We start from the raw sequence: 16,006 nt of genomic DNA, 5'->3' as shown, positions 1-16,006 counted from the left end.
CCCGCTTCACTCCCAGCGGAAAGCTCCACGCGAACGCCCACCATCCTCTCACCCCACGGGGCGGTGAACTGGAGAAGGTCGGCATCTCTGCTACCGTTGGGGAATGCTGGTGTTTCCCTCCTCTCCTGTCCTCGGGCGTTTGTTGTCGGGCCTCGGCTGCGCGGCGCTGCTGCATGGCGCCGGGGACGCGTTCGGGATGGGACCCGCGGTGTTCGGGGCCTACGTGCTGCTGTCGTCGGCGCTGGTGATGCGCTGGCGCCACCGCGACGCGGCCCCCTCGGGCCGGAGCGCGTGGGCGGCGGAAGGCACCTGGCGGCTGGCACGCTCCCAGGAGGCCAGGCCCCTGCGGCGCGAGCCGGACGCGGGCACGCTGCTCGCTTTTCCCGATCAGCGCACGTTCTGGTCGCGGGTGAAGCTGTGGGTGGGCGGCCTGGGCCTGCTGGGGTGCGGCCTGTGGTGGCTGCTGCTCACCGCCCTGCTCGTCATGCCGGATCCCGCGCCCGCGCTCGATCAGCTCTTCACCAGCTCCTTCCTGCCCCTGGTGCTCGTGTCCCTGCTGCTGCCGGTGCTCTTCCTGGTCTTCCTGCGCTCGGGACTGCGCGGACCGGCGGACCCGTTCGTGCCGGAGCGGAGCACCCCGGAGTACGCCCCGCCCCCGTCGCCGGGCCGCTCGGCACGCGCACGCTCCGCCACCTCGTCCCCGCGCGGCAAGAAGTCCCACCTGCGTCTGGTGCGCGACACCACCTGCTAGCCCCTCGCGCGCCGGGCGGGCGGGTGTGGTCCGACCCTCGGGGTGCTTCCTACTCCAGCAGAACTGTTGCCGGGTTGAAGGCCGCCCTGCCCCCGGGTTCAAGTGCGCGGCGGGCCAGCGCGAGCCGGCTCGCATCTTTCCAGTCCGTCTGCGCGCCCCCGCGCTCGGACAGACGCTGGCACAGCCTCTGCTGACAGCTCCCGGCACGCGCAGTCCGCGGCCGTGACCGTGCTCAGCGGGCACACGGCTCCACCGGGCTGCGCGCCTCGAGGGAGTCGCCCATGCAGAGCACTGTCGCCGTGGTGGGGATGGACCGCAACCCGGTCAGTCCGCAGAACCTGAACAATCCCATTCCGCTCTACCACGAGCTGCGCGAGCACGAGCCGGTGCACTGGTCCGAGCCGCTCCAGGCCTGGTTCGTCACCCGCCACGAGGATGTGCTGGCCTGCTTCCGGGATCCGCGCCTGAGCGCCGAGCGCTGGAAGTTCTTCGAGTATCAAATCCAGGGCCTGGAGCCGGACACCATCCGCGAGTTCATGGAGACCACGCGCGCCCAGATGGTCATGCGCGTGGGCCCGGAGCACACGCGGGTGCGCCGGCAGGCGGGCGCGGGCTTCACGCCCATGAAGCTGGAGGAGATGCGCGCCTGCATCCACCACACCATGGCGGAGCTGTTGGCGGGCGTGCGCGAGCGGCGCTGGATGAACCTCGCCCAGGAGATCTCCTACCCGCTGCCCACGCGCGTGCTCGCGCAGCTACTGGGGGTGCCCGCGGAGGATCGTGAACGCTTCCGGCGCTGGTCGGACACGCTGGCGGAGTTCGCCGCGCCCGCGGCGGGGGCCAACATGCTGGGCGCGGCGCGCCGGGCCAACCAGGCCATGATGGAGATGAAGGCGTACTTCCTGCCCCTCATCGAGCAGCGCCGTGCCCACCCCACCCCGGACGCGCTCGGCATGATGGTGCAGGCGGAGGAGCTGGGCCACATGACCGCGGGCGAGCTGGTGGCCAACGCCATCCTGCTGATGTTCGCCGGCCACACCACCACGACGGACCAGCTGAGCAACTGCGTGCATGATCTGCTCACCCACCCCGAGCAGCTCCAGGTGCTGCGCGAGGCGCCGGAGCGGGTGCGCGCCGCGGTGGAGGAGAGCGTGCGCTTCCACCCGGCGGTGCCCTTCGTCTTCCGTGTGGCCGTGGCGGACGTGGAGCTGCGCGGCCGGCGCATCCACGCGGGCGACGTGGTGTTCCTGGGCATGGCCGCCGCCAACCGCGACCCCCGGGCCTTCCCCGAGCCGGATCGCTTCGACATCACCCGGGATCACACCCAGCACCGGCACCTGTCCTTCGGCTTCGGCACGCACCACTGCATGGGCGCGGGCCTGGCGCGCCGCGAGCTGGAGACCGGCATCACCCTGCTGCTCGAGCACCTGCCCGGGCTGCGCCTGGACGAGACGCGACCCACGCGCCTCAAGTGCCACAGCCTCAACTTCCGCGGCTTCGACGTGCTGCCCGTGAGCTGGTGAAGGGTCTCACAGCTCCACGAACCCCGCGCGCAGGGCGAGCACCACCGCCTCCACGTGCGAGTGCACTCCCATCTTCCGGTAGATATGGGACAGGTGCGTGCGCACCGTGCGCCGCTCCAGCGTCATCACCCGGCCCACCTCGGCGTTGGACAGGCCCTTGGCCACGTAGCGCAGCACCTCGAATTCCGAGGGCGTCAAGCCCCAGGGGTTGGATTCCCGCTCGGGCTCGGGGGGCCGCGCCTGGAGCGAGTGGAAGTAGTTCCAGAAGCGTTTGGCGATGAGGGGCTCGAGCACCGTGCCTCCCTCCATCACCTCGCGGATGGCCGAGCGGATCTTCTCCGGCCCCACCCGCTTGACGAGATAGCCCGAGGCGCCCGCCTGGATGGCCTCGTACACCTTCTGCTCGTCCTCGAAGGAGGTGAGGATGAGCACCTCCACCTCGGGCGCGCGGCGCTTGAGCCGCCGGGTGACCTCGATGCCATGCACGTCCGGCAGCTCCAGGTCCAACAGCACCAGCTCCGGACGCGTGCGCACCACCGCCTCCACCGCCTCCTCGCCCTGCTGGGCACTGCCCACCAGCTCCAGCTCGGAGAAGGTGCCGAGCACCTTGAGGAGGTTGCGCAAGAGGGTCGGTTGATCCTCGACGATGAAGACGCGGGTGCGATCCATGGTCTCAGCGACGGCGGGGGGCGGGGAAAACCTGCTCGACCTTCTTGTGCTCGCCGCGCTCCAGGCGCAGCTTGAACACCTCGCGCTGGCGCGGGGCGCGCAGCGTCTCCACGGTGACCTCGCGCGTGCCCGGCTTGAGCGGATAGTGCACCAGGGGCAGCGGACGCTTGACGCGCACACCATCGATGTAGGCGCGCGCCGGGCGGTTGGCCTCGAGGGTGATCCACGCCAGGTTGGCCTTGGAGGGCGCGGGGGCGGACTCGAGGCTGGCGGCGGCGGGAGGCTCGGGGGCGGGCTCGGGAGGCGGGACGGCGGACGGCGGGGAGACGGGCTCCACGGCGGGCGGCGGCTCCTGGAGGTACTGCTGCACGGCGCCGCTGACCGCGTCCACCTTGGGATCCGTGTCCACCGGGGGCGGTTGGGAGAACTTCCATACCCCGAGGGCGAAGCACGCCAGGCCCACCAGCGCGATGGCGCTGGCCACGGCCAGCATCCGCCTCCGGCTCCACGCGTCCTCCAGGAGGTTGCGCTCCTCGGTCAACATGCGCTGGCGCTCCGCGATCACCGAGGGCATCTCCGGGGCGGTGGCCGTGGGAGGCACCGGCTCGGGCTCGGGCTCGGGGGGCGGCGGAGCGACGCGCGCTGGCGCGGGGCGAGAGCGCAGCGGCGCGGTGTCGATCAGATCATCCGTGTCCGGCCGGGCCACGGGCCGGGAGAAGTCCTCCACCACGCGCAGGCGGGGATTCCTGCCCGTGCGCGTCCCCTCCCGGGACGCGCCCTGGGCCACGGCCGCGCGGCGGGACCTGACCGGCGCGGCGCCGGGAGGAGCCACCCAGGTGGGCGCCTCATCCCCCGGGACCCCGAGGGGACTCTTGCCCACGCTCGAGGGCGCGTCGTCCTCGTGCTCGGCGGGCTCGGCTTCCGAGGGATGGAGCAACGCCCTCTCGCGGATGTGGGTATCCGCGGAGCCCGTCCGATCGAGCGTGGGGTGCCCGGAGACGCGGGGGTCGTGAAGGACGGGCTCCGGCGGCGCGGGGGCAGCGCCCTCGAACGAGCCCGAGTACTCCTCGAAGGCGGGCGGCGCATCCATGGTGTCCGCTTCACTGAGCGCCGGGCTGAAGGAGGGGCGCGCCACCACGGACTTGTCCAGGGCGTCCGCGCTCACCTGGGCCAGGGTCACGCCGGAGATGGGCGTGAGGGTGAAGCGCTCGGTGAAGGGCACCGGGCCGGAGGCGCCGAAGGACACCTGGTTGGGCAGCAGCTCCGTCATGAAGCGGCGCTGCTCCTCGACGCCGGGCAGCCCGCCCTGGTTGGCCAGGAAGCCGCGCAGCGCGGTGGCGAACTCGGCGCAGGAGCGGAAGCGCCGCGTGGGCGTGGGCTCCAGGGCGCGCAGGATGAGGGGATCCAACCGCGCGTGGACGCGCCGATCCAGGCGGCTGGGCGGAGGCAGTCCGGCGCGCCGGGTGCTGATGCCCCCCTCGGGAACGACAGCCTCGCGCAGGGTGAGCAGCTCGTAGGCGATGGCGCCGATGGAGTAGACATCCGAGAGCACGTCGGGCTCGCCCCCGCGCCCCACTTCCGGCGCCCGGTAGGCGCTGCGGCCACGGCCCACGAAGGCGCGCTTGAGCTCCGGCACCGCCAAGAGCGCGTGGAGCGCCCCGAAGTCGCACACGTGGGGCACGCCCGAGCGCGACAGCAGCACGTTGCCCGGGGTGAGGGCGCCATGGACGATGCCCTCCGCGTGGGCGCGCTCCACGGACTCGAGCAACTGGATGACGAGGTTGAGCGCGACGGCCGGCGGGAGGAGGACTTCCTTGGTGTTGAGCCGCTGCAGCGCGACGCCCAGGTTGGAGCCGTCCACCGCCTCGCGCACCACGACGAGCCGGTTCTTCACGAAGCCCATGTCCAGCACGTGGACGATGCCCTCGGAGCGCAGCGGGTTGAGCACGCTGTACGTCGCGGCGAGCGTGGTGGCGTAGCGCGGATCCGACGTCTTCGGGTGGAAGAGCTTGATGACCACCCCGGACCCGTCGGGCTCCTGGACGGCGTCATACAGCTCGGCGAGCTCGCCGGCCTCGATGCGTCCAGTCAACCGGTAGGCGCTGCTCATCCCTTCCTTTCACGCGAGCGGGGTCGTCGGGGGGCCACGAGCGTGCCACGCCGGCTCATCCACCGGCAAGCAAGGACGCAGCGTCCCCCCGCCTGGCCGCTGTCATTCCGGGGCCTCCCCATGCTTTGCTCCTTGAACCGGGCGGAAGGCGGATTTTCCGGCCTCGCGCGCGCCTGCCCGGCTCCCCCTCTCCGCCTCCCCGGCCGTACTTCCGGTCGATCCTGAACAGTCACTTCTTGACAGACTGTAAAGAGATGGGAGGATGGGAAGAGCTGGTATTTGCGTGTGAAATGCGGAACTCGGAGTGTGCCCCCCGTCACCTTCCGAGGCCCTCGCCCCCCCCACTGCCGGAGAGGCCCCCAGATGAAAAAGGTGCGCGCAGGCCGACGCTCGCAACGCGGCATGACGTTGCTCATCGCGCTCGCGGTGATCTCGGTGGTGACGGCGGCGACGCTGGTGAGCCTGCGCGTGGTGAGCCAGGAGAGCGAGCTGCAGGGGCGCGAGCGGCACTCGCGCGAGGCGTTCTTCGCGGCGGAGGCGGGACTGGCCGAGGGGCGCGAGGTGCTCACGCTGCTGATGTCCAAGCACAGCTCGTCCGGTGACGCGACCTCCGCCTACCAGGACAAGGCCTCCAACTTCACGGACGTGATGTTCAAGCTGGGCACGCTCATGGCCTCCAAACCGGGGTTCAACACCCGGGGCGAGGTGGACGAGGCGAACTTTCCGGGCACCGGGCGCAGCTGGTACGAGGTCCTCCCCTACACCCCCTATACGTTGCTGCCCTCGACGGGCGGGACGATCGGGGCGGTGGATCCCACCTTCAGCGCGGCCGGCAAGGAACTGCGCGCCGTCAACAACAAGCCCTATTTGTCCTTCCCCGAGCAGCGCAACGTCTCCTTCCGGGTCTTCGTGCACGACGACGAGGACGAGGGCGCGTTCGTGGCGAATGATCCGCGCATCGACAACAACCACGCGGTGTGGGTGGTGTCGGTGGGCGAGGTGCGGGGCACGGGAGAAGTGGTGCTGGCGCGCTCGGTGGTGCGCGCGCTCGTGTTCGCCGACCCGGTGGCTCCGATCAATGGCGGCTGTGGTGGCGGCGCCCAGAAGGTCTGCGGCCCGGTCAGCAGCGCCAGTTCGATTCCGACGCCGAAGGACAACATCGATCTGTCCCAAGGCACGAAGCTCTGAAGTTCCCCGTGGTTCCCCTCTGGAGGCCCGTGATGAATCGCTCCTTCCCGCTCCTCGTCCTCCTGATGGCACTGCCTGCCAAAGCAGGAGATGCCAGCCATGGCAAGAAGGTCTTCACCAGCGCGTGTGGCCACTGCCACGTGGCCCAGCCCGCCCGGAATGACGCTCCGGGGGCCAAGGCCACGGACAATCTGGCCACGTGGCTGGCCTCGCACAAGAGCAGTGAGCTGCGCCAGTGGGTGAAGGATCCCTGGGCGGTGAATCCCAAGACGCTGTGCGATCCGCGGCAACTGCAGCCCAAGGACGTCGATGATTTGTTGTCCTTCCTGCGCGGAGCCCAATCCCCCGCCCCTTCCGCTCCCGCGCCCTGACGGCCTCCAGGAGATACACGCATGCACGCCTCACGCCCTACCCTGCTTCTGGGACTGCTGTGCGCCTCTTCGTCCTGGGCCCAATCGAGTCCGGGGTCGCTCGAACTCTGTCACGACGCCACCGAACAGGACCGGCAGCCGGACTTCAAGGCCCTGGACTTCAAGGACCTGAGCTCCATCTCGCTCACCAAGGACAACCCGCCGGCGCTGCGCCTGGACACCAACCTCGAGGTGCTCAACCCCGAGCGCATCTACTTCCCCTTCTCCCAGCAGGTGCGCGTCAGCTACCTGTACGAGGAGGCCGGCAACTCCACGGCGCTCGGCTACTTCTATTACAAGGACCTGGTCGACCGCGGCTTCATCAACCAAGGCGCCAACCTGGCCGACAGCTCGGATGACACGCTCGCCGACAAGGACGGCAACGGCATCGCGGACTTCCACGAAGCGCTGTTCCAGATGACCGACGCCACCTCCCTGGACAGCTCGGGGCGGCGCTGCGGCAACAAGTTCGACTACACGTACATCAACGCGGCCGGGAAACCGATTACCACCAAGCTCTACGTGCCGGAGCTGGCCTCGAAGGATTGCGGCGCCCACTTCACGGCCTCGTTCGAGATCGCGAGCGGGCAGCCCGTGGCCGCCAACGTCACGCGTCCCAAAATCAAGGCCGGCCTGCTGGGCGTGGATGGCAACGCGGACAGCGCCGATCAGTTCAGCGACCGGGGCCTCTACCGCAGCGTGCCCAACCTGCTCGAGCCCCGTGACGCGAAGAACAAGAACGGGGGCATCGGCCACCTGGTCTTCCTGCACTCCGACGACGACGGCGACAAGAACACCGGTGGCAACCTGGGTCCGGTGGCGGACGTCACCGCCACCTCCAACGGCATTCCCGACTACAACGTCTCCGCCTATGACGCCGATGGCCGGCCCCTGTCCCCCGCGCCGGACAACACGCTCGAGCAGGAGAACGATCGCACGGTGAACCTGGGGGAGATCCAGGGCGACCGGGAGCTCGTCTTCTTCGCCGTGTCGTGGGGCTCGGCCGGGCACGGTCCGGTGAGCACCGGCAGCGCCAAGGTCTACCCCTGCCTGAGCTTCAAGGCCAACAGCAACGTCTGCGCGCTGTACCTGAAGACGCCCACCTACGTCTATTTCTCCAAGACGTTCCTCAACCTGGATCAGAACCCCCAGCCCTCCACCACCAAGCAGGTGGACGGCCAGAGCTTCAAGTCCGTGGCCGAGCTGGACATCGGCTGCGCCTACACCACCGATCAGAAAAAGTGCGAGCTGGGGCTGTCGGGCTGGCTGGACCAGGCGACGCTGGATCGCCTCAAGAACGTGCCGGCCTACAACAAGCTGATCATGCCGCACGAGCGCGCGTTCGTGAAGGCGGACACGAGTGGCAAGGACTTGATGCCCCACGTGCTGGTGGGCGCGCCCTCCACCGACAAGTACCGCTGGGTGCTCGGCTTCGAGGACCTGCCCGGTGGCGGTGACCGCGACTTCAACGACGTGAGCTTCATGATCCACAAGTCCAACGGTGGCCGGGTGCGCTCGGGCGTGGTGTCGGGCGATCTCACCCCGGACATCGCCCAGGACTTCACCATCACCGAGGTGACGTTCCGGGCCCAGGACGACTCCTACTACGCCTCGAGCAGCACCGACGCGGCGTTCTGCAGCTCGCGCCCCGCGGGGGAGCAGCCGCGCATCCGCTACCAGGTCGCGCTCGACTGCAAGGTCTGCACGTCCAACTGCGCCTCGACCAACCCGGTCATGACGGTCAACCCCAACCCCACCTGGGTGGACGTGCCGCTCGACTCCCCGCCCGCCAACGGCAAGCGCGATCAGACGGTGACGCTGCGCGACTTCCTCGAGCGCAGCCTCACCGGCTCGCAGCTGTGCTGGCAGGCCGTCATGGAGAGCAAGTACGACCAGTGCCAGCCGACCATCAAGAACATCAACGTCTTCTACAAGGCGGTGAAGGCGGGAGACTACGGCCGCGCGGCCGTGTCCGCGGTGGCCAACACCGTCCTCTACGGCACCTTCGAGACGCCCGGCCGCAAGTGGTTCGAGCCCGGCACCCAGCAGCCCTCCGTGCGCGTGGTGGATGGCCGACCGGACCTGTCGGAGCGCGGCCACCTCTACCTGCGCAAGCTCTTCCATCCGGAGCTGCCCACCAGCACCCTGACCGTGAACGGCGTGCAGTGGGACAGCGGCAACAAGCTCGCGAGCGATCTGCGCTCCCCGAGCACGCCGGATCCGATCAACTGGCGCAAGCTCATCACCATGAATTCGCAGGGTGAGCGCACCGAGCTCAAGAGCGTGCTGACCGACACCGACGGCGGCGAGGCCTTCTCCAGCAACAACTGCGGAACGAACAACGGCGGCGACTGGGTGTGCGACCTGGATGCCAGCGGAGGCCCTCCCGACGACGCGGACCGCGCGCTGCTGCGCAACTGGCTGTATGGCTGGGAGAAGCGCACCGGCGGCAACCAGGACACCAAGCGCACCTGGGCCATGGGCGGCGTGCAGCTGTCCACCGCGGCCATCATCGGCGCCTCCGCGATGCCCTCCTGGGTGACGCTCGTCAAGGGCCAGGAACAGAACGCCTACGTGAACAACTTCATGAAGGATCTGCGCGTGAGCGAGCGCTCCACCATGGCCTACGTGGGCTCCACCCAGGGCTTCCTGTATGGCGTGGAGGCCGGCGTGTTGCGGATGGGCAATGACAGCTGCACCCCCACCACCGAGGCCAATGGCTACTTCAAGGTGAAGTCGTCGCAGAAGTGCCCCGCCAACCCCAGCGATCCCAAGCCCTACCCCCGCGAGTACGGCGAGGCCGTGGAGAAGTTCGCCTACATGCCGCGCAAGCTGCTGCCCTACTACGTGGAGACCTACCTGCGTCAGGGCAATGGCAAGCGCTCCTCCGTGGACGCGTCCCCGACGGTGGCGGACGTGGACCTGGGCTTTGGCGCCTACGATCCCACCAAGGGCTTCTCCGCCAACGCCGTGTCCGACAAGGCGTGGACGATCGGCCCGAAGGACACGGTGGGCTCCACCGAGGGCGCCAAGACGGTGCTCGTGGCCCCCACCGGCCCCTCGCACAGCGTGGTGTTCGCGCTCGACATCACCGATCCCACCAGCAAGTCCTTCCCCCAGCCCATGTGGGAGTTCGACATGGCCAAGGACAAGATCGACTTCGGTGGACAGACCGGCAAGCTCACCGTGGAGGACGCCTTCGACGACCTGGGCAACACGAGCACGCTGCTGCCGGACACGCGCGGCTCGCGCCATGCCCCCACCGTGGCGCGCATGGACTTCGGCCCCAAGGGCGGCCAGCGCTGGGTGGCGCTGGTGGGCACCGACTACGTCCCCAACCCCAACACCGCCGGCTCGCTCTTCCTGCTGGACGTGAAGACGGGCATGCCGGTGCAGGTGCCGGGCGCGCTGCCGGCCACCAAGGCCGCGGGCGTGGTGCCCCTGGCCCTCAACGAGGGCATCTCGGGTGAGCCCATGGCGGTGGACGCCAACGATGACGGCACCGCCGAGCTCATCTACGCCGCCACGACGCAGGGCAAGATCTACCGCATCGCCACCAACAAGGTGGACACCGCGGGCGGCTTCGGCCGGGTGCTCCAGGTGTGCAAGATCGCGGACGTCCAGACGGAGCTGAAGAACAGCTCGAAGACCGAGTACCAGAACGAGGCGAAGTACCAGGGCGTCTACTCGACCATGGCCGTGACGCTGTACCGCGAGACCTCGGGCAAGGGCGTGCGCCTGTTCGTGGGCACCGCCAACAACCCGGACATCTCCGACGAGCCCGCGGACCTCCTCAAGCCCGCGCCCCACGGCTACGTGCTCGCCTTCGAGGACCGCAACCCCACGGGCACCACCTGCGGCAGTGCCGTTCCGCTGTGGATCAAGCAGCTGGGCGCGGGTCAGCTGGTGTGGGGCGGCATCGCGCTCGCCCGGGACGCCAATGGCAACGAACTCGTCAACACCAGCACCGCGGTGGGCAAGGCGGCCAATGCCTGCTCGCTCAGCGGGACCGAGAGCGGCATGTTCTACAGCATCAACGCCGCGAAGCCGGAGCCGGACAAGCAGGCGACCGGCACCGAGCTGGGTGGCCACAGCCTGGCCACCCCGGTGATGCATGATGGGCACATGATCATGCTGACCGCGGACGGCAAGGTGCTGGTGCGTGGAGACCCGAAGAAGTGGAACAACGAGCCCACTGGCTCCGGCGCGGGTCAGGTGCGCGTTCACATGTGGGACGCGGATCCCTCGGGTGTCGTGAAGCCGTGAGGAGGACGGCGAGCATGAGGCGTCCCTCGCGGCGCCGGCGTGGCATCACGTTGCTGGAGACGCTGATGACCGCGGCGGTGCTCATCCTGGGCATCGGCGTGGTCGCCAGCACCGTGGTGTCCATCGTGCGGCTCAACCGGCGCAACCTCGCCCAGGCCCAGGCCTACACCATCGCCGAGTGGTGGCTGGAGCGCGTCACCCGCATGGGGTGCAAGGCCGGTGAGGCCAACCCCTGCTCGGACATCATGCTGATGGATTCCGATCCCCCCGTCACCCTGTACTGGAACGCCAGCGGCATCCCCTCCGAGACGCCGCCTCCCCCCGGAGCGAGCCAGGAAGTGGCGCGTCCCTACCAGGTGACGATCGACGTGGATCCCCCCTTCGAGGGCAATGAAAAAGGGATTCCCGCCTTGGGCCGCCAGGCCCCGGGGACGGATGCGACCTTGGTCATGAAGAACACGCTCAATGTGCGCGTGACGGTGAGCTGGCAGGACGAGCTGAGCCGCGACGACTACCACGCCGTGGCGCTGCAGACGCGGGTGGGGCCATGAAGCGGCGCGTCCCCTCCCCTGCCCTCCGGGGCTTCACGCTGCTGGAGCTCGTGGTGGCCAGCTCCCTGTCGCTCATCGTGCTCGCCGCGGCACTGTGGAGCGCCGCGGAGCTGCAGCGGCGCGGCACGTTCGAGGAATCGCTCATGGAGGCGCAGAACACCCTGCGCGCCGTGCGCGAGATGCTCGTGGTGGAGTTGCAACGCGCGGGCATGGGCGTGGGCAGCGCGCGCATGGTGTTCGGCAAGCAGCAGACCTCCCTGGCCGACGACGTGCGCTACGCCATCAACGTCAGCCCCGCGGAGCGCTTCGACGGAACGGGGGCCTTCCCCGCGGACACCAACTTCGCGCCCCCCACGGGCTCCTACGCCGATCGCATCTCGGACGTGCTCCAGGTGTGGAGCTGGGACTCCGAGGCCATGAACGGCGCCAATCCCATTGGCATGGTGCCCCTGACGCTGTGCACCCACGCGGCCAACGCCTCGGACCTGTACCGCTCGGGCAACGAGCTGTGCGCGAGCACGGTGCCCGTGGGCCTCATGAACCGGCTGGTCATGGTCGTCAAACCCGAGACGCGCATCGCGTGCGTCATGCGGGTGACGGCGGTGAACCAGGATGCGTCGGCCCCCTACGCGCGCATCGTGGTCAGCCCGGGCCTCACCGGCAGCCAGCCCTCCGTCAACAACCCCTGCATGAGCCTGGCCGCCGGCGAGCGTCCCAATGATGGCACGCTGGATTACTGGGGCGCGGACCGCTCCGGCGGCTTCATCCTCCTCATGCGCGGCTCGGCCTTCCGGGTCAATTGGAAGACCGGCACGCCCGTGTTGGAGCGCAGGGACATCTCCTCGGTCGTCAATCCCGGGACGGCCCCCCAGTGGGTGACCCTGTCGCGCGACGTCGAGATGATCCGGCTGCGCCTGGGCGTGATGGAGGACCTCAAGCAGCCCAAGTCGCCCGTGCTGTGGTTCCCGGAAACCACGCCCGAGCGCCCGCATCTGGAGCAGTGCACGGACGCGACGTGTAAAGACCTGGTGCCCGGCGGGGCGTGGGTGGCGGATCCGATCAACTCGCCCACCGCGCGCGACGCGTTGATGAGCCGCGTGCGCATGGTGCAGGTGCAGGTCATCACCCGCACGGCGCGCCTGGACTCGTCGCTCATCCGCAAGGACGGCACCGGCGCGTACATCCCCGACGCGGACAAGCATCCGCAGGATGGCTACAAGCGGCGCTCCTCCACCCTGGAGATCATGCCGCGCAACTTCGCCTTGGCGGGAGTGCTGCAATGAAGACGAGACGTGCTCGCGCGGGACTCACCACCTTGGAGATTCTGGTGACGGTGGCGATCGCGGGCGTGTTCGCCTCGATGGCCGTGATGAACATGGACATCGTCAAGCGCCGGCAGAGCGAGCGCAACGCGCTCCGGGAGATCTCCTCCCTGGCCAACCAGGCCCGGACGTACGCGCGCACGAGCCAGTATCCGGTGCGCCTGTCCGTGGCCACCAACGTCATGGGCTCCACCGTGCTGCGCTGGGAGCAGCTGCCGTGCGACACGGCCCACCGCTGGGGCGACGCCTGCCCCGCCACGGCCTGTCTGACCAATGCCTGTGGCAAGGGCGGCTGCGAGTGCGTGGCGCAGGGAGAGGGCATCGCCATCCCCGCCACCCTGGACGTATCGGCCCTCAACGGCCTGTGCTGGCTGGGCCGGGGCGGAGCGCCCCGCTACCAGGCCCCGGGCAGCCCCACCTGCCAGGCGACGGGACAGCCGCCCCAGACGGTCCTGAGGATCACCCAGAGCCAGAGCGGCAAGCTCGATCACGTGCTCCAGGTGGACGGCCTCACGGGCAAGCCGCGCATGGTGGACTGCACGCAGCAGCCGGTGGATCCCACCTGCAGCATCCAGTGAGGGACGGGACACGGACCCCGGGGTTGGTGGTTGACCCCCCGGGCCGCGTGGTATGTCTGTCTGTCCCTTGCCTTCCAAACTCTCTCCGACTGGCCCCATCCCCGGCAGTCCGACGACCTCGGATCCGCTGCACGGCAGCTTCCGCTCCTCGCGCAGTCAGGCCCATGCCGAGCAAGCCGAGCACCGCGCCCAGGCCCTGCTCGCCGACGCCGAACTCCACCGCCTGCTGAGTGTCCCGCGACACGGGCCGCACGAGGGCCCGCGCGCGCGCGACATCTTCGTCAACCGCAACCTGCGCATGTCGGGCATCGAGCTGGTCGGCTTCGACATGGACTACACGCTGGCCATCTACCACATGCGCCGGCTGGAAGAGCTCGCCTATGACATGACGCTCGCGCGGCTCATCAGCGAGCGGGGCTACCCTTCCGTCATCGGCCGCCTGCAGTACGACCACCACTTCGTGATGCGCGGGCTGGCCGTGGACAAGGAGAACGGCAACCTGCTGAAGATGGACCGCTTCGGCTACGTGGGGCGGGCCTGGCACGGGCTGCGGCCGTTGGATCGCGAGGTGTGGCGCGCGCTCTACCGCAACCAGCGCGTGCGGCTGAGGGAGCCGCGCTTCGCGTGGATCGACACGCTCTTCGCCCTGCCAGAGGCCTGGCTGTTCGCGGGCATCATCGAGCTGCTCGAGTCGCTCGGCCAGCGCGTGGACTATGGCCGGCTGTACGACGACATCCGCGAGGCCATCGACTCGGTGCACCGCGACAACTCGCTCAAGCGCGAGGTGCGCAAGGACTTGTCGCGCTACGTCTTCCAGGACCCCGAGCTGGGTCCCGCGCTGCACAAGCTGCGCTCGGGCGGCAAGCGGTTGTTCCTCTTGACCAACTCGGCCTGGGACTACACGGACGTGGTGATGCGCTACCTCTTGGACGGGCAGCTCGCGGAGTACCCGAACTGGCGCAACTACTTCGACTACGTGGTGACGCTCGCCTCCAAGCCGGCCTTCTTCGCCGAGCAGCGGCCCTTCCTGGAGCTGGAGGTGGCCGGGCCCGGTGAGGAGGCGCGCGTGGTGGGCGAGGCCTCGGGCCTGGAGCGCGGCAAGGTGTACCAGGGCGGCAACCTGGTGCAGTTCGAGCAGTACACGCGCCGCGCGGGCGAACGCATCCTCTACGTGGGCGACCACATCTACGGCGACATCCTCAAGTCCAAGAAGACCTCGCTGTGGCGCACGTGCATGATCGTCCAGGAGATCGAGGACGAGATCACCTACACGTATGGCCAGCGCGAGCGCATCGAGCGGCTGGCCGAGGTGGAGCGCACGCGCGCGCGGCTGGAAGAAGAGGTGGGCGACCACAAGAACCTGCTCAACCAGTTGGATCGCACGCTGGAGCGCGGGGAGCTCACGGCCGAGGCCCAGGCGAAGCTGGAGGAGCAGCGGCGCGAGGCCAAGGTGGCGCTGGACACGCTGCGCCGGGCCCTGCGCGAGGCCACGGAGATCGCCGACGCGCTCGAGCGCGAGGTGGAGGAAGGCTTCAACCCGTACTGGGGGCTGCTCTTCAAGGAGGGCAGCGAGAACAGCCGCTTCGGCGAGCAGGTGGAGCGCTACGCGTGTCTGTACACGAGCCGGGTGTCCAACTTCCTCTACGACTCGCCGCTGCAGTACTACCGCTCGCTGAGGAACCTGATGCCCCACGAGCAGGCGGGCGCGTGGAGCGCGAAGCTGTCCCCCGAGGGCGGCGAGGGCGTTCCTCCAGGTGACAACTGACGCTCACTCCCGCGCAGAGGACAGCGCGGGAACGCGGCCCCAGATGACCGAGGTGTAGCGCGAGCCGGGCTCGGCCTCGAGCCCCAGCTTGCGCAGGTCCTCCGAGTGTTTGGCGCCCTTCACCACCACCCACCGCCGCGCCACGCGCCGCGCCTCCTCCAGCGCTTCGGGCGTCAGGGGGGCATGCTCGGCGAAGCGCCGGAGCATCTCGAAGGCCGGCTGGGACTTCTTGGGCTTCTCGAACATCGGATCGAAGAAGACGACATCGAATGAGCCCGAGGGCAGCGTGCGCAGGTACGCGTGCGCGTCGGTGTGCACCGGCTCCACGCGGCAGGACTCGGGGCCGGCGTCGTAGATCTTCAGGCCCTCGGAGACCACTGCGTACAGCGCGAGGCTCTTCTCCAGCGCCACCACCCTCCCCTGCTGGCCCACCACCACCGCCGCCACGAGCGCGTCCTGGCCGAGCCCCAATGTGCAGTCGAGCACGTGATCCCCCGGGCGCAATTCGGCCACGCGCGCCAGGGCGTCACCGCGATCGCCCTCGAGCCAGCGCAACCGGCGCAGGTGCGCCATGCCCGGGTTGAAGCTGAAGGAGTTCTCCGAATCCCAGAGGGACACCTCGCCCTCGCGCTCGAAGACGAGCAGGGCGTCGGCCGCAGTCGCGAGCAGCGGGCCGAGCGGCGCCTTCTTGCGCCGGGGAATAAATGGCAGGCCCCAGCTCCGAGCGGCCTCGCGGGCCTGGAGGATCAGGCCCTCTTGGGGCTTGCCGCTCGTCGTCACCGCCAGGGGCACACGGCCCTGTTCGCTCGAAGTCACGTCCAAACCCTATCCCAGGCCGCCCTCGCGTTGCTTTCGAAGCTTCGTCAGCAGGGC

General features: G+C 69.3%; 12 protein-coding genes. 9 read left to right on the top strand and 3 right to left on the bottom strand.

Annotated features, from left to right (window positions below):
- The first annotated feature begins 109 nt into the window (after positions 1–109).
- On the top strand, positions 110–751 hold the full coding sequence (locus tag D187_RS43395) for a hypothetical protein (protein WP_002620936.1): 642 nt from the start codon (positions 110–112) through the stop codon (positions 749–751).
- A 281-nt stretch (positions 752–1,032) separates the two neighbouring features.
- Positions 1,033–2,274 carry a cytochrome P450 gene (locus D187_RS43390; RefSeq protein WP_002620935.1) on the top strand — a complete coding sequence of 414 codons (1,242 nt, stop codon included), beginning with the start codon at positions 1,033–1,035 and terminating at the stop codon, positions 2,272–2,274.
- Between the two features lie 6 nt (positions 2,275–2,280).
- Here the strand turns inward: D187_RS43390 and D187_RS43385 are convergent, their stop codons facing one another.
- Both D187_RS43385 and D187_RS43380 read right to left on the bottom strand, forming a co-directional pair.
- Positions 2,281–2,943, bottom strand: a complete 663-nt coding sequence (locus D187_RS43385) for a response regulator (protein ID WP_002620933.1) — start codon at positions 2,941–2,943, stop codon at positions 2,281–2,283.
- A 4-nt stretch (positions 2,944–2,947) separates the two neighbouring features.
- The gene (locus D187_RS43380; RefSeq protein ID WP_002620931.1) at positions 2,948–5,053 is read right to left on the bottom strand and encodes a serine/threonine protein kinase; all 2,106 of its coding nucleotides are present in this window, start codon (positions 5,051–5,053) and stop codon (positions 2,948–2,950) included.
- 363 nt (positions 5,054–5,416) lie between these two features.
- Between D187_RS43380 and D187_RS43375 the strand changes: the two genes are divergently transcribed.
- The 7 genes from D187_RS43375 to D187_RS43345 are packed head-to-tail and all read left to right on the top strand — an operon-like array spanning position 5,417 to position 15,133.
- Positions 5,417–6,241, top strand: coding sequence for a pilus assembly PilX family protein (locus D187_RS43375; protein WP_155893983.1), 825 nt, complete (start codon positions 5,417–5,419; stop codon positions 6,239–6,241).
- Positions 6,242–6,273: 32 nt separating this feature from the next.
- Positions 6,274–6,612, top strand: a complete 339-nt coding sequence (locus tag D187_RS43370) for a c-type cytochrome (protein ID WP_002620925.1) — start codon at positions 6,274–6,276, stop codon at positions 6,610–6,612.
- Between the two features lie 21 nt (positions 6,613–6,633).
- Positions 6,634–10,917: a DUF4114 domain-containing protein gene (locus D187_RS43365; protein ID WP_002620924.1), complete on the top strand. Its 4,284-nt coding sequence runs from the start codon at positions 6,634–6,636 to the stop codon at positions 10,915–10,917.
- Between the two features lie 14 nt (positions 10,918–10,931).
- On the top strand, positions 10,932–11,468 hold the full coding sequence (locus D187_RS43360; RefSeq protein ID WP_002620922.1) for a type IV pilus modification PilV family protein: 537 nt from the start codon (positions 10,932–10,934) through the stop codon (positions 11,466–11,468).
- A complete protein-coding gene (locus D187_RS43355) occupies positions 11,465–12,751 on the top strand; it encodes a PilW family protein (RefSeq protein WP_002620921.1) in 1,287 nt (428 codons plus the stop codon). The genes D187_RS43360 and D187_RS43355 overlap by 4 nt, the downstream gene beginning before the upstream one ends.
- Positions 12,748–13,368, top strand: a complete 621-nt coding sequence (locus D187_RS43350) for a pilus assembly FimT family protein (protein ID WP_002620919.1) — start codon at positions 12,748–12,750, stop codon at positions 13,366–13,368. Before D187_RS43355 ends, D187_RS43350 begins: the two co-directional genes overlap by 4 nt.
- Before the next feature lie 52 nt (positions 13,369–13,420).
- Entirely contained in the window at positions 13,421–15,133 is a 1,713-nt protein-coding gene (locus D187_RS43345; RefSeq protein ID WP_002620918.1) for an HAD-IG family 5'-nucleotidase, read from the top strand.
- 3 nt (positions 15,134–15,136) lie between these two features.
- Here the strand turns inward: D187_RS43345 and D187_RS43340 are convergent, their stop codons facing one another.
- Positions 15,137–15,949 carry a class I SAM-dependent methyltransferase gene (locus D187_RS43340; protein ID WP_002620917.1) on the bottom strand — a complete coding sequence of 271 codons (813 nt, stop codon included), beginning with the start codon at positions 15,947–15,949 and terminating at the stop codon, positions 15,137–15,139.
- Between the last annotated feature and the right edge of the window lie 57 nt (positions 15,950–16,006).

The sequence above is a fragment of the Cystobacter fuscus DSM 2262 genome (assembly GCF_000335475.2).
GTDB classification, from domain to species: Bacteria; Myxococcota; Myxococcia; order Myxococcales; family Myxococcaceae; genus Cystobacter; species Cystobacter fuscus.
The sequence above is the reverse complement of the archived record's forward strand: the minus strand, read 5'-3'. Positions and strand labels throughout refer to the sequence as shown.